This window comes from Pseudarthrobacter sulfonivorans (assembly GCF_031454915.1).
Classification (GTDB): domain Bacteria; phylum Actinomycetota; class Actinomycetes; order Actinomycetales; family Micrococcaceae; genus Arthrobacter; species Arthrobacter sulfonivorans_C.
In genome coordinates, this window is record NZ_JAVDRS010000002.1 from 276,652 (window position 1) to 289,718 (window position 13,067).

Genomic DNA, 13,067 nt, shown 5'->3' on the forward strand with positions numbered 1-13,067 from the left:
AAGTCCGCTTAGGGTACGGCCCTGACTTGCGCTTCTGTGGGTGCCCGGATCTAGCTCTGTTCAGTCAAGATCGTCTTGGTAACCCAATTTGTAAGTTCGTTGGTAAAAGAAGAAGGCGAGGCATTCCACTCCTGGGTATGGTGAGCCTCAGGTAGTGAAATCAATGTGACGGTGGCCGGATTCGCACGGTGAAACGCGGCCGAGATCTCCCAAGGAACCTCTTGGTCTGCGGTCGAGTGCAAGACAAGGGTTGGGACTGCCACGCGGTTAGCTTCGTCCACCCAGTCGAGTGCATCGAAATCGATCGGTTCCTCCAGCCCGAGCATCGTCGCGAATGCGGAAACCTGCAACAGGCCCATAACAAGGCCAGCACCAATCGCCGGCACCCCTGCCCGGACCGCCCCTGCTGCGATCGCCTTTCGCCAGCTTGTGACAGGACCTACCAGGACGAGTCCTACGATCCGGTCACGGTGGGCGCTGCGCTCAGATGTGAGCAGCGCAATGGTCCCACCCATTGACCAGCCGGAAAGAATGATGCGTCTGGCTCCACGAGCGACGGCGTAGGACACAGCGCTGTCCACATCACGCCATTCCGTTTGCCCAAGGTGACTCGATTCCGCCTGTCGTGGAGTGACCTCGGCGTCACTGCGAAATGTGGGCACCAGGGACGTGAGCCCCAATGAACTGAAAGCGTGGACATCTCGGAGCATGATCGAGCGGTCCGTCCAGCTGCCATGGATATGGATCACCCATATCTCCGTGTTCTCCGCTTCAAATAGCCATGCAGGCGCCGCACCGTACCCCGTGGGGACGTCCACTTCCTCGTAGTGTTCGCGGACAGCGCTGGGTTCGAAAAACACATCCGGGGTCCAATCAACGATTGGTCCGAGAAGTCCCGGAGCGGAGCCAATCGGATCAATCTGCCGTTCTACGTATTTTTGATCCTCATTGATCAGCGTGATCTCACCGACTCGCGTGTACGTCTCTGTCACGGGGTCGAACACACCGAAGTCGCCCGGGGCTTTGGTGTAGTCATCCAAGTCGATGCGGATTCGTTGTCCGTCATCTGTCATCTCTGCCCGACGGTAGTCCTTTGGACCCCGCGTGACGATCCTGCGGGCCATAACGACCGCGAACCAAGCTAGACCGGCAGCTGGCGCAAAGAACGCCAGGGCGGTCAGAATGCGCCGTGTAGTCAGCATTAGGTCTTCATCCTCCGGCGCCGATCGAGGCAGAACAACGGACGCCAGACATCGTAACGTTTGTGTCCTCGGATCCTTGTGTTATGCCCACTCCCACGAACAGGCTACCGGTGCTTGAACTCCGGCTGGCGCTTCTCGCTGAATGCGGCCATGCCTTCTTTCTGGTCCTCCGTGGCGAATAGGGAGTGGAACACGCGGCGTTCGAACAGCACCCCCTGCGCAAGGCCCAGCTCAAAGGCCGCATTCACGGCTTCCTTGGCCAGCATGGCGGCCGGCTTGGACTTGGACGCTATCACCTCTGCAGCTTTCAGTGCTTCCTCCACCACGGACGCGGCGGGCACTACCCGTGAAACAAGTCCCGCACGTTCGGCCTCCGCGGCATCCATCATGCGTCCGGTGAGGACCATGTCCATGGCCTTGGCCTTGCCCACAGCGTGCGTCAGGCGCTGGGACCCGCCCATGCCCGGGATGACGCCGAGGTTGATCTCCGGCTGGCCGAACTTCGCATTGTCACCGGCGATGATGACATCGCACATCATGGCCAGCTCACAGCCGCCGCCCAGGGCGAAGCCGGACACCGCGGCCACCACCGGAATGCGGAGCCGGGTCAGGCTTTCCCAGCCCCGAAACCAGTCCTCCGCGTACATGTCCATGTAGCCCTTCGAGGACATTTCCTTGATGTCCGCCCCCGCTGCGAAGGCTTTCTCGGACCCGGTGATCACCACGGCACCCACGGCGGGATCGGCGTCCATGGCAGCGGTTGCGGCGACAATTTCCTCCATGGTGGCCTTGTTGAGGGCGTTGAGCGCCTGTGGCCGGTTGAGTGTCACCAGACCCACCCGGCCACGAGTTTCCACCAAAATGTTTTCGTACTGCTGCGCCAAGCCGTGCCCCTTTTTGTGTCTAGGTAATAAGTTGTCGAAGCGCCAACGCTACGTGGCGGACTTGTCCCGGATGTCCGTAATAATGCCCGAAAAGTCGCGTCCCGCGCCGCCACTCGCCGCGAACTCATCGTAGATCTCCGACGCCAGAGGCCCCAGCCGGGCAGCAACGCCGGTGCTTTCCAACGCATTAAGGGCAAGCCGCAGGTCCTTGGCCATCAGTGCACCGGCGAATCCGGGCTGGTAGTCGCGGTTGGCCGGGCTGTTTGGCACTGGCCCCGGAACAGGACAGTTGGTGGTCAGCGCCCAGCACTGGCCGGAGGCGTTGGCGGCGACGTCGAACAGCGCCTGGTGCGTCAGTCCGAGCTTTTCGCCGAGCACAAAAGCCTCGCTGACGGCAATCATGGAGACGCCCAGGATCATGTTGTTGCAGACCTTCGCGGCCTGCCCTGCACCGTGGTCACCACAATGGACAACGCGCTTTCCCATCAGCTCCAGAACGGGCTTCACGGTGTCGAAATCCGCGGGCAAGGCACCCACCATAAACGTCAGGGTTCCGGCCTCGGCACCCACCACACCACCGGAAACTGGTGCGTCCACGGAGCGGTGCCCGGCGTCCAGGGCGATCGCGGCGGCCTCGCGGGCCTCGTCAACATTGATGGTGGAGCAGTCCAGGAACATGGTGTCCGGCGCCGCCACGGACAGCAGGCCGGGCGTACCGTCCACGCCGCGGTAGGCGTCCAGGACGTGCTGCCCGCTGGGCAGCATGGTGAGCACAACGGCGGCGCCGGTCACCGCCTCCGCCGCGGAGGCGGCCATGGGGACGCCGTGCGCCTTGGCCGCCTCCACGGCCGCCGGCACGGGATCGAAGCCCACCACACTGTGCCCGGCCTTGATCAGGTTGGCCGCCATGGGACCGCCCATGTGGCCCAGTCCCAGGAAAGCGATGGTGCCGGAAGCTGCGTTGTCAGACATGGTCGGACTCCTTTGAGTGGAGGTGGAGCTCACGGTCGCCCAGCGGCGCGAAGTAGCGCTCGACGTCGGCAGGTGTCACTTCGGCGAGGGAAGCGGGCTTCCACTGCGGGTTGCGGTCCTTGTCCACCACCTGGGCCCGGATGCCTTCACGGAAATCTGGGCCCGACAGGGAGCGCACACCCACGCGGTATTCCTGCGCCAGCGTTTGCTCCAGCGAGAGCCCGCGCACGCGCCGCAGGGATTCGAGCGTGAGCTTCACGGCGGTGGGTGACTTCGCCTGGATGGTGGCGGCAGCGTCCGCCGCTTCACCGCCGGCGGCCCGGAGGCGGCGGACAATCTCCTCCGCGTCATCGGCCGCATAGGCGGAGTCGATCCACTCGCGCTGTTCCGCCAGCGCCGAGCCCGGCGGTTCCTGCACAAAGCGCCCGACGGCGGCATCCGCCGTCGAGCTTTCCAGCGCTTCCGCCAGCGCGGGGAGGTCCGCGGACGGCACAAAGTTGTCAGCGAGCCCGAGGAACAGGGCGTCAGCCCCGCTCAGGTGGGCGCCGGTGAGGGCCGCGTGCGTGCCGGACTCCCCCGGCGCGCGGGACAGCAGGAGGGTGCCGCCGACGTCCGGTACAAATCCAATGGTGGTTTCCGGCATGCCCGTGCGGGTGCGCTCGGTAACCACCCGGACCGAACCGTGCGCCGAGATCCCCACGCCGCCGCCGAGGACCAGGCCGTCCATAAAGGCCACGTACGGCTTGGGGTAGCGGGAAATGAGTGCGTTGAGCCGGTATTCGGCGCTCCAGAACTCCGCGGTGGCACCGCCACCGTGGAGCATGTCCTGGTAGATGGCCACGATGTCGCCGCCGGCGCACAGGCCACGGTCGCCGGCGCCACGGACCAGGACGGTGGCCACGGCGTCGTCGTCAGCCCAGGCTGTGAGCTGTTCGAACATGGCTTCAACCATGCCGGCGTTCAGCGCGTTGACGGCCTTGGGGCGGTTCAACGTGATGACGCCCAGGTGTCCGCGGCGTTCAAACAGGACGTCGGCCGCTTGCTCCGAGCCGGGGGAAGCAGTCATCAGCTGCCGGCCGGCATCACGAAGCTGGCGCCCTGGCGGATGCCGGACGACCAACGGGTGGTGACCGTCTTGGTCTTGGTGTAGAAGCGGAACGCGTCCGCGCCATGCTGGTTGAGGTCACCGAAGCCTGAGGCCTTCCAGCCGCCGAAGGTGTAGTACGCGATCGGCACCGGGATGGGGACGTTGATGCCCACCATGCCCACTTCCACGCGGCTCGCGAAGTCGCGGGCGGCGTCGCCGTCGCGGGTGAAAATTGCGACGCCGTTGCCGAACTCGTGCTCGGAGCAGAGCCGCAGCGCCTCGTCGTAGTCGGCGGCGCGCAGGACGCTGAGGACCGGGCCGAAGATCTCCTCTTTATAGATTTTCATGTCCTTGGTGACGTTATCGAAGAGCGTGGGGCCCACCCAGAAGCCGCCGTCGTAGCCGTCCACGGTGAGGCCGCGGCCGTCGGCCACCAGTGTTGCGCCTTCGTCCACGCCGGACTGGATGTAGCCCTCGATCCTTTCCTTGGCGGATGACGCCACCACGGGGCCGAAGTCCGAGTCCTTGTCCAGGCTGTGTCCCACCCTGAGGCCCTTGACGCGCTCCGTCAGCTTGGCCACCAGGGCATCCGCTGTTTCCTGGCCAACGGGCACGGCGACGGAGATGGCCATGCACCGTTCCCCGGCGGACCCGTACCCCGCACCGATCAGGGCGTCGGCAGCCATCTCGAGGTCGGCGTCGGGCATGATCACCATGTGGTTCTTCGCCCCGCCGAAGCACTGCGCGCGCTTGCCGTGCGCCGCAGCCGTGGCATAGATGTACTGGGCGATCGGCGTGGAACCCACAAAGCCGATGGCCTTCACCCGCGGATCCTCCAGGAGCGCATCAACGGCTTCCTTGTCCCCGTTGACCACGTTGAACACGCCATCGGGCAGCCCGGCTTCGCTGTACAGTTCCGCGAGCCGCAGCGGGACCGAGGGATCGCGCTCTGACGGCTTGAGGATAAAGGCGTTACCGGCAGCGAGCGCGGGACCTGACTTCCACAGCGGGATCATGGCCGGGAAGTTGAACGGGGTGATCCCGGCGACCACTCCCAGCGGCTGGCGCAGAGAATGGACATCGATGCCCTGCCCCGCACTGTCCGAGAACTCGCCCTTCAGCAGGTGCGGGGCGTTGGCGGCAAACTCCACCACTTCGATGCCGCGCTGGATATCGCCTTTGGCATCCGGGAGGGTCTTGCCGTGCTCAGAGGACAGCAGCGTGGCGAGCTCGTCCATGTTCTCGTTGACCAGGTCCACAAACCTGAGCAGGATCCTGCCCCGCCGCTGCGGGTTCATGGCCGCCCATTCGAGCTGGCCCTTCTCGGCGTTGGCCACCGCGTTGGCCACTTCCTCTTTGCTGGCCAGCGGCAGCCTGGCCTGCACCTGGCCTGTGCAGGGGTCAAAGACGTCGCTGAAACGCCCGGACGTGCCGTCGACCCGCTGGCCGCCGACGTAGTGTGAAAGCTCGTGCACCATCGAATGCTCCTTTGCATGTGGGGTCATCCCTGAACCCGAATCTACTCGGACTTCCTACTAATTTCTAGGGGGCCTCCGGGCCGGCGCGCCGGGGCTCAGGCCGGCTGCGTTACCCTCTCCGCGGGCAACCTGGCGCTCATTCGGTGGGCTTCCTCCATAAGCAGTTTGCCCAGGAGTTCCTGCCGTTCCGGGCGGAACCGGGGCTCGATGCCGGTGAGCGACAGTGCACCCACCGGACGGCCCTGCTGGTCAAACACGGCGGCCCCCATCCCCCAGCTGCCTTCGAAAACCAGGCCCGGGTTCACTGCATAGCCATGCAGCCGTGTCAGCTCGAGGTTGCGGCGGACCACGTCCTCGCGGTGTCCGGCAGCAAAGGTTCCGGCATGCTGATCCCAGTTCGACAGGATGGCTTCCTGTTCCTCGTCCGGCAGGAACGCCATGATCGCCGTCCCCGCCGAGGCCACACCGAACGGAAACCGGACGCCCTCGTGCAGGACGAACGAGCGCACCGGGAAGCTGCCCTCCTCGCGCATGACGCAGACCGCCTCCTGACCTCGGCGGATGGAATAGAAGGCGCTCTCCCCTGTCTCCTCGGCCAGCCGGCGCAGGCTGGGCCGGGCGATGTCCTCAAACGGGAACCGGGCGGCGGCCACGGATCCGAGCAGGAAAATCTCCGGGCCCAGGATCCAGTTGCCGGTCCGGGCATCGTGGTCCAGGAGCCCTTCGGCGGCAAGGGAGGCCAAAAGCCGGTGGACGGTGGGCCGGGTCAGGCCTGACTCCCGGACCAGGCCGGCAAGGGAGCTGCCCTCCGGCTTCCGGCCGACCAGCCGGAGCAGCGATGCCACCCGGCCCACCACCTGCGTCCCTTGGACTGGATTGGTCATTTCGGCCTCCTGCTTGAAGAATTCCTCCACAATGTGGACACATCTGAGTCTAGCGTCCACGTTCTGAAATATCCGCAGGACTGGGTTGACTACGCCATTGACCCGCTTCGCAGACCACCTTAGGCTCCTTCATCAGGCCCACTGTCCACAAAGTGGATATCACCAAAGGCGCTCTGACCGCTCGATGACGAGGAGATGGAATGTCCAAACTTAAATCCAACGCCGCTGCTGCCCTGCAGGATCTGCTCCGGGACGGCATGACGCTCGCCGTGGGCGGTTTCGGCCTGAGCGGCATCCCGGCAGACCTGATCGAGGCTGTCCGCGATTCCGGCGTCGAGGACCTGACGGTGGTGTCCAACAACATGGGTGTGGACGGCAAGGGCCTGGGCATCCTGATCGAAGCCGGCCAGGTCCGCAAGGTCATCGCCTCCTACGTCGGGGAGAACAAGCTCTTTGCCGAGCAGTACCTCGCCGGAAAACTCGAGGTGGAATTCACCCCGCAGGGCACCCTGGCCGAGCGCCTGCGCGCCGGCGGCGCCGGCATCCCCGCGTTCTACACCAGGACCGGAGTGGGCACCCTGGTGGCCGAGGGCAAACCGCTGGCGGAGTTCGACGGCGAAACGTACGTCCAGGAGCGCGCCATCCGCGCCGACGTCGCACTGGTCCACGCGCACACCGCAGACACTGACGGGAACCTGATCTACCGGTACACGGCACGGAACTTCAACCCGGTGGTTGCCACAGCCGGCACGGTCACCATCGCTGAGGCCGAAGTCATCCTGGCGCCGGGTGAACTTGACCCCAACCACGTCGTCACCCCGGGCGTCTTCGTCCAGCACCTGGTCCAGGCGAGCGACCGGGTCAAGGACATCGAACAGCGGACCGTCCGCCCCCGCGCCGCGGCAGCAGTCCCGGCCTGACCTTCCGGCCGGAACATCGCGACCTGCGCGTCCCGCGCGAACCACACAAGCACGCAACCTTAGACCCAAGGAGAACCCCATGGCCTGGACCAGGGATGAAATGGCTGCCATCGCGGCCGAGGAACTGAACGACGGCGACTACGTCAACCTGGGCATCGGCATCCCCACGCTGGTGGCCAACAACCTGCCCGACGGCGTCCGCGTGGTCCTGCAGAGCGAGAACGGCCTGCTCGGCATGGGCCCCTTCCCGTATGAAGGAGAGGAAGACGCCGACCTCATCAACGCCGGCAAGCAGACCGTCACCGTGCTCGACGGCGGCAGCATCTTCGACTCCGCCACGTCCTTCGGCATGATCCGCGGCGGCCACGTCAAGGTGGCCATCCTGGGCGCCATGCAGGTCTCCGGCAACGGCGACCTCGCCAACTGGACCATCCCCGGCAAGATGGTCAAGGGCATGGGCGGCGCCATGGACCTCGTGGCCGGCACCCCCCGCGTTGTGGTCCTGACCGAACACAACGCCAAGGACGGCACGGCCAAGATCGTGACCGAGTGCACCCTGCCGCTCACCGGGCTGAGCTGCGTGGACCGGATCATCAGCGACCTCGCAGTCTTTGACCTTGTGCCCGGGGAAGCGCGCGACGGCGGCGGGCGGCAGCTCACGCTGACCCGCCTTGCGCCCGGCGTCACCGTGGAGGAGATCCGTGAAAAGACCGAGGCTGCCTTCACGGTAGCCCTCGACGAGCCCGTCGAAGAAACGGCACTGGAAGGAGCCACGGCATGAGCCTGAAGGAACAGTTTGGCAAGGATGTCCTGCTCACGGGCTGGGGCCACAGCCGGTTCGGCAAACTGACGGAGGAGACCCTCGAGTCCCTGATCGTCCAGGTGGCCACCGAAGCCATCAGCAACGCCGGCATCGAGGCGGGCCAGATCGACGAGATCTACCTGGGCCAGTTCAACTCCGGAATGATGCCGCTGGCCTTCCCGTCCTCCCTGGCACTGCAGGTCTCCCCGGACCTGGCCAACGTCGCCGCCACCCGGGTGGAGAACGCCTGCGCCTCCGGCTCGGCCGCCTTCCAGCAGGGCACGAAGTCCTTGCTGGCCGGTACCGCCAGGACCGTCCTGGTGATCGGCGCCGAGAAGATGACCCACGCCGGCGCGGACGTGGTGGGCGCAGCCCTGCTGGGCGCCGACTACGACATGGCCGGCCAGACTTCCACTACGGGTTTCACGGGCCTGTTCGCCGATGTCGCCAAGCACTATGAAAAACGGTACGGGCCAGTCTCTGACGTCCTCGGCACCATCGCCGCGAAGAACCACCTCAACGGCGTGGACAACCCCTACGCACAGCTCCGCAAGGACCTCGGCGAGGAATTCTGCCGCACCGTTTCGGACAAGAACCCCATGGTGGCCGACCCCCTGCGCCGCACCGACTGCTCCCCCGTGTCCGACGGCGCCGCCGCCGTTGTGCTCTCCACGTCGCCAACAGGCGGGGCGACTGCGCCGGTACGGCTCGCGGGCTTCGGCCACGCCAACGACTTCTTCCCCGCCGAACGCCGCGACCCCACGGCTTTCGCGGCAACGCGCGTGTCCTGGCAACGCGCGCTGGCGATGGCCGGCGTCGGGCTTGAAGACCTGGACTTCGCAGAAGTCCACGACTGCTTCACCATCGCCGAACTGCTCATGTACGAGGCCATGGGACTGACCGGACCCGGCCAGGGCGCCCGTGCCGTGACAGAAGGCTGGGTCTTTAAGGACGGCAAGCTGCCCATCAACGTTTCCGGCGGGCTTAAGGCCAAGGGCCACCCCGTAGGTGCCACCGGCGTCTCCCAGCACGTCGTCGCCGCCATGCAGCTCACCGGCACCGCCGGCGACATGCAGCTGCCCACGGCCCGCCGCGCCGCCGTCCAGAACATGGGCGGCGTAGGCATCGCCAACTACGTCAGCGTGCTCGAGGCCGTCTAAGAAGCAACGCGGGGTCACATTACGCCCTTGCAGATCAGATTATCGGGCAGAATCTGACCCCGCGTTGGACTTGGGGTGCGGCTAGCGGGCGCGGACCAGGGTGGCGATCTCCACAAAGCCCAGTCGTTCGGCGTTCTCCAGGGCGGTCCGCCCCTGCGGATCCCGGATGCCAGGGTCACCGCCTGCCTCCAGCAGCAACCGGACCACTTCCTGCTGCCTGGGCCCGCCGTTGTTGAGGAGGATGGCCTCCTGCATGGCCGTCCAGCCAAGGTTGTTGACATGGTTCACCGGCACTCCGGCGGCCAGGAGGATGCGGACAGTCTCCACATGGCCGTGTTCGCTGGCGGGAATCAACGCCGTGCCGCCGTAGCGGTTGGTGCTGCCGACGTCCGCGCCGGCCGCCAGCGTCAGCTCAAGCACCTCGTTGAATCCCTCGGCCCCGGCATAGAGGAATGCCGAATCCTGGATGGCATCCTTCGCGTTCACATTGCCGCCCCGCCCAATAAGTTCACGCACCAGGGCCACGTTGTTGGCCTTCGCGGCGGCGATCAGCTTTTGGTCGAGCTGCACCTGTGCCTCGGCGGATAAGGGCGGCTTGGTTGGAGTCGGGGACATGGTGGGAGTGACGGGCACGTCAGATTCCGGGCTCCCCAAAACGGTCGACGGCGGTGACTCCACCCGCTCTGGTTCACCGGGGGTCGCCTGGCACGCGGCCAGGCAAGCCACCACACCGCCCGCCAGAATAAGAATCAGCGCTGCCCTGCGTGACCGGCGCCAGGTCCTGAACCGCCTCATGGAGCCGAGCCTACTTGGCTGGGCCGGTGGCCGCTGCGGCGATGGCCTCGGCACCGGCCGTGGCGCAGGCTTCGTCCAGGTTGCCGTCAGGGGCACCGCCCACTCCGATGCCTGCCACAGACACACCGTTGACCTTGAGCGGAACGCCGCCGGCCAGGAACAGTGTGCCGGGGAGGTCCGCGATGCTGGGCCCGTTGCCGTTGATGCGCTTGGCCAGCTCGGACGTTGGTGCACCAAAGGCGGCCGCGGTATAGGCCTTCTGCTTAGCTGCCTCGATGGTGTGTTCGGCGGCGTTGTCCCCGCGCAGGAGCGCCTGGACCGTGCCGAACCTGTCCACAAGGGCCACCGTGACGAACGGCAGTTTGTCCGCCTGGCATTTGGCGAGGGCCGCCCGGACGGCGTCTGCGGACGCGCCCGCGGTGATGCGGTTCTGGGTCACGACGGTTGCCGGCGCCTGCGGGATATCGACGGCGGATACGGCGGCCGGAACGGGCACGGTGGCCTGCGCAGCCGATGGGCCGGTCCCCGCATTGGCCGCGGCGGTCAGGCCTCCGGTCAGCAGCAACGCTGCGGCGGTGGCGGCTATCTTGTTGGACTTCTTCACGGTGTTCTCCTTGGGTTTCAGGTTGTCGTGGCTCGGCCGGACCGTGATGCAGGTCCTGCCTGTGGCCTCATCTCCATCCTGCCCAGCCCCACCGTGGCAGACATCGGGCGTTCGGCTGCGGCCCGGTCACCCGAACGGCCAGCAGCATCAGCCAAAAGACTGAGAGACCACGAACGGCGCGGGCAATAGCATGGGATGAGAACTCCCCTGACCGGAACCGGACCATATGCCATCCCCAGACGATCCCCGCGAATCCCTGCTTGCTGAACCGGCGCAGTCTGCCGAACCTACCCTGCCGGGTAGACGAACCGCCGTCCCTGGCCGATTCGGCGGGATAGACACGGCCGTCCACCTCGGCTTCGCGATCCTGCTCGTCGCGTCCGCCGTTCGCTACGCCATGCGGCACAGCATTGAGGACAACGTCCTGGTCCTCGGACTCGCGGGGGCAGTTTGTGTCCTGTACGCCGTGATCGCTGTACTCGCCCGGCAGAGACGCCCGTGGGCAGTCTGGATGCTGGTGTTTGTGGCCGTCTGGGCAGTCCTGGTCATCGCCGCACCCAGCTTTGCGTGGTGTTCGTTTGCGATCTTCTTCCTCTGCCGCACGGCCTTCACCGGTACCGTGGGCTACGTGGCGGCGGGCGCGACGGCGGCCGCCACCGCCGTAGGGCTGTTCCGCCTCAGCGACAGGACAGACCTCGCAATGCTCTTGGGGCCGCTCGCCGTCGGCGTGATGCTGACGCTGATCTATGACCGGCTCGAGCACGACGCGGCGGAACAGCGGCGGCTCCATGCCGAGGTATCGCTGGCACAGGGACAACTGGCGGCCAGCGAGCGCCGGGCCGGAACCATCGCCGAGCGCGAGCGCGTATCGCGTGAAATCCACGACACCGTGACGCAGGGCCTCGCCAGCAGCCTGCTGCTCCTGGAGGCAGCAGACCGGTCATGGCCCGGCCCGGGATCCCGCCAGGAGCTCAACCAGGCCACTGAACTGCTGCGCCGGAACCTCTCCGAGACCCGCAGCCTGGTCCACGAGCTCGCTTCCCCGGGACTGGACGCCTCGCCGCTGCCTGATGCACTGCACCTGGCCGCCGCCCAGTACGTCCCGAACGTCCGGCTCTTGGTCACCGGCGAGCCGAGGGCCGTCGCCGCAGAAGTCCGGCACACCCTGCTGCGGGTGGTCCAGAGCGCGGCCGCGAACATCCAGCAGCACGCAAACGCCTCGGGCACAACGCTGACGATCGGGTTCCTTCCGGACTCCGTCACCCTGGACATTTACGACGACGGGACCGGCTTTGATCCCTCAGCGGCAGCACCGCCGTCGGACGCCGGAGGCTACGGGCTCCGGGCCATGCGCCAGCGGGTGGAGCAGCTGGGCGGAGTATTCTCGGTGGAAAGTTCCCCCGGCGAAGGGACCATCGTGGCCGCACAGGTGCCGAGCGTCCCGGCGGAGCCGTCCCTGCAGCAGACACCCCAGGGCGACGCATGACCGGCATCACCGTCCTCCTGGTGGACGATCATCTGGTGGTCCGCAGCGGGCTCAGGGCACTGCTGGGCACCCAGCCCGACCTTGACGTGGTGGCTGAAGCAGCCTCCGGTGAGGAAGCCCTGGAGCTCGTGGAACAACTCGCGCCCGCCGTGGTGGTGATGGATCTGGCCATGGGCGCCGGAATGGACGGAATCGATGCCATCCGGCAACTGCGGCAACGCAACAGCCGGCAGGCCATCCTGGTGTTCACCACCTACGATTCGGATGCGGACATCGTCCGGGCGGTGGACGCCGGCGCCATGGGCTACCTCCTCAAGGACGCAACCCCGGACGAAATCTTCGCGGCAATCCGGGGTGCCGTACAAGGCAAAAGCGTGATGAGCGCCCCCGTGGCCTCCCGGCTCTTCCAGCAGCTCCGCAATCCCGACGAGATCCTGACGCCCCGGGAAGCGGAGCTGCTGAGCCTCCTGACCGAGGGGCTCAGCAACCGCGAGCTCGGCCAGCGGCTGTTCATCTCCGAGGCCACGGTCAAGACCCATCTGGCGCACATCTACGCCAAGCTCGGCGTGGAAACCCGCGCCGCCGCCATCGCAACGGCCATCCGCCGGGAGGGCATGCGCTAGCCCGGCAGTCACGGCCAACTTAGCCCCGAAGCCCCCGCTGGCAGCTGACTTCGGCGGTCCTCAATGGCCCGTAATCCAGACACTATTCAATAACAGGAGTGACAGATGATGACCGCAGCTATTGCACGCCCACCGCGCACCCCCTAGGTTTGAGAGTGCGGACCACAGTC

The 13,067-nt window shown here is 66.2% G+C and carries 13 protein-coding genes; 5 read left to right on the forward strand and 8 right to left on the reverse strand.

What is annotated here, in order from left to right; translation table 11 throughout:
- Positions 1-50: 50 nt before the first annotated feature.
- From J2808_RS05145 to J2808_RS05170, 6 genes are all read right to left on the reverse strand, one after another.
- Positions 51-1,073: an alpha/beta hydrolase family protein gene (locus tag J2808_RS05145; protein WP_309812622.1), complete on the reverse strand. Its 1,023-nt coding sequence runs from the start codon at positions 1,071-1,073 to the stop codon at positions 51-53.
- Positions 1,074-1,306: 233 nt separating this feature from the next.
- Complete coding sequence (locus J2808_RS05150; RefSeq protein ID WP_309812626.1) at positions 1,307-2,086, reverse strand: enoyl-CoA hydratase; 780 nt, start codon at positions 2,084-2,086, stop codon at positions 1,307-1,309.
- Between the two features lie 48 nt (positions 2,087-2,134).
- Positions 2,135-3,058 carry a 3-hydroxyisobutyrate dehydrogenase gene (mmsB, locus tag J2808_RS05155; RefSeq protein WP_309812629.1) on the reverse strand — a complete coding sequence of 308 codons (924 nt, stop codon included), beginning with the start codon at positions 3,056-3,058 and terminating at the stop codon, positions 2,135-2,137.
- Positions 3,051-4,124, reverse strand: a complete 1,074-nt coding sequence (locus J2808_RS05160) for an enoyl-CoA hydratase/isomerase family protein (RefSeq protein WP_309812631.1) — start codon at positions 4,122-4,124, stop codon at positions 3,051-3,053. Before J2808_RS05160 ends, mmsB begins: the two co-directional genes overlap by 8 nt.
- Positions 4,124-5,623, reverse strand: a complete 1,500-nt coding sequence (locus tag J2808_RS05165) for a CoA-acylating methylmalonate-semialdehyde dehydrogenase (protein WP_309812634.1) — start codon at positions 5,621-5,623, stop codon at positions 4,124-4,126. The genes J2808_RS05160 and J2808_RS05165 overlap by 1 nt, the downstream gene beginning before the upstream one ends.
- Positions 5,624-5,718: 95 nt before the next feature.
- Entirely contained in the window at positions 5,719-6,507 is a 789-nt protein-coding gene (locus J2808_RS05170) for an IclR family transcriptional regulator (RefSeq protein ID WP_309812638.1), read from the reverse strand.
- Positions 6,508-6,707: 200 nt separating this feature from the next.
- On the opposite strand from J2808_RS05170, the gene J2808_RS05175 reads away from it, so the two are divergent.
- The 3 genes from J2808_RS05175 (at position 6,708) to J2808_RS05185 (ending at position 9,389) form a co-directional block, all read left to right on the forward strand.
- On the forward strand, positions 6,708-7,427 hold the full coding sequence (locus J2808_RS05175; RefSeq protein ID WP_309812642.1) for a CoA transferase subunit A: 720 nt from the start codon (positions 6,708-6,710) through the stop codon (positions 7,425-7,427).
- 79 nt (positions 7,428-7,506) lie between these two features.
- Positions 7,507-8,208, forward strand: a complete 702-nt coding sequence (locus J2808_RS05180; RefSeq protein WP_309812645.1) for a CoA transferase subunit B — start codon at positions 7,507-7,509, stop codon at positions 8,206-8,208.
- A complete protein-coding gene (locus J2808_RS05185) occupies positions 8,205-9,389 on the forward strand; it encodes an acetyl-CoA acetyltransferase (RefSeq protein WP_309812648.1) in 1,185 nt (394 codons plus the stop codon). The genes J2808_RS05180 and J2808_RS05185 overlap by 4 nt, the downstream gene beginning before the upstream one ends.
- An 81-nt stretch (positions 9,390-9,470) precedes the next feature.
- Here J2808_RS05185 and J2808_RS05190 read toward each other — a convergent pair whose 3' ends face one another.
- Both J2808_RS05190 and J2808_RS05195 read right to left on the reverse strand, forming a co-directional pair.
- On the reverse strand, positions 9,471-10,004 hold the full coding sequence (locus J2808_RS05190; RefSeq protein ID WP_309812651.1) for an ankyrin repeat domain-containing protein: 534 nt from the start codon (positions 10,002-10,004) through the stop codon (positions 9,471-9,473).
- Between the two features lie 190 nt (positions 10,005-10,194).
- The gene (locus tag J2808_RS05195; protein WP_309812654.1) at positions 10,195-10,788 is read right to left on the reverse strand and encodes a GlcG/HbpS family heme-binding protein; all 594 of its coding nucleotides are present in this window, start codon (positions 10,786-10,788) and stop codon (positions 10,195-10,197) included.
- Between the two features lie 226 nt (positions 10,789-11,014).
- Here J2808_RS05195 and J2808_RS05200 point away from each other — a divergent pair, with 226 nt between their 5' ends.
- On the forward strand, positions 11,015-12,274 hold the full coding sequence (locus J2808_RS05200) for a sensor histidine kinase (RefSeq protein ID WP_309812656.1): 1,260 nt from the start codon (positions 11,015-11,017) through the stop codon (positions 12,272-12,274).
- Complete coding sequence (locus J2808_RS05205) at positions 12,271-12,897, forward strand: response regulator transcription factor (RefSeq protein ID WP_309812659.1); 627 nt, start codon at positions 12,271-12,273, stop codon at positions 12,895-12,897. Before J2808_RS05200 ends, J2808_RS05205 begins: the two co-directional genes overlap by 4 nt.
- Positions 12,898-13,067: the final 170 nt, after the last annotated feature.

Bases quoted from the DNA above. Each gene is read 5' to 3' on its own strand.
- J2808_RS05145 (WP_309812622.1), bottom strand. From the start codon at position 1,073: ATGACAGATGACGGACAACGAATCCGCATCGACTTGGATGACTACACC.
- mmsB (WP_309812629.1), bottom strand. From the start codon at position 3,058: ATGTCTGACAACGCAGCTTCCGGCACCATCGCTTTCCTGGGACTGGGC.
- J2808_RS05160 (WP_309812631.1), bottom strand. From the start codon at position 4,124: ATGACTGCTTCCCCCGGCTCGGAGCAAGCGGCCGACGTCCTGTTTGAA.
- J2808_RS05165 (WP_309812634.1), bottom strand. From the start codon at position 5,623: ATGGTGCACGAGCTTTCACACTACGTCGGCGGCCAGCGGGTCGACGGC.
- J2808_RS05170 (WP_309812638.1), bottom strand. From the start codon at position 6,507: ATGACCAATCCAGTCCAAGGGACGCAGGTGGTGGGCCGGGTGGCATCG.
- J2808_RS05175 (WP_309812642.1), top strand. From the start codon at position 6,708: ATGTCCAAACTTAAATCCAACGCCGCTGCTGCCCTGCAGGATCTGCTC.
- J2808_RS05180 (WP_309812645.1), top strand. From the start codon at position 7,507: ATGGCCTGGACCAGGGATGAAATGGCTGCCATCGCGGCCGAGGAACTG.
- J2808_RS05185 (WP_309812648.1), top strand. From the start codon at position 8,205: ATGAGCCTGAAGGAACAGTTTGGCAAGGATGTCCTGCTCACGGGCTGG.
- J2808_RS05190 (WP_309812651.1), bottom strand. From the start codon at position 10,004: ATGTCCCCGACTCCAACCAAGCCGCCCTTATCCGCCGAGGCACAGGTG.
- J2808_RS05200 (WP_309812656.1), top strand. From the start codon at position 11,015: ATGCCATCCCCAGACGATCCCCGCGAATCCCTGCTTGCTGAACCGGCG.
- J2808_RS05205 (WP_309812659.1), top strand. From the start codon at position 12,271: ATGACCGGCATCACCGTCCTCCTGGTGGACGATCATCTGGTGGTCCGC.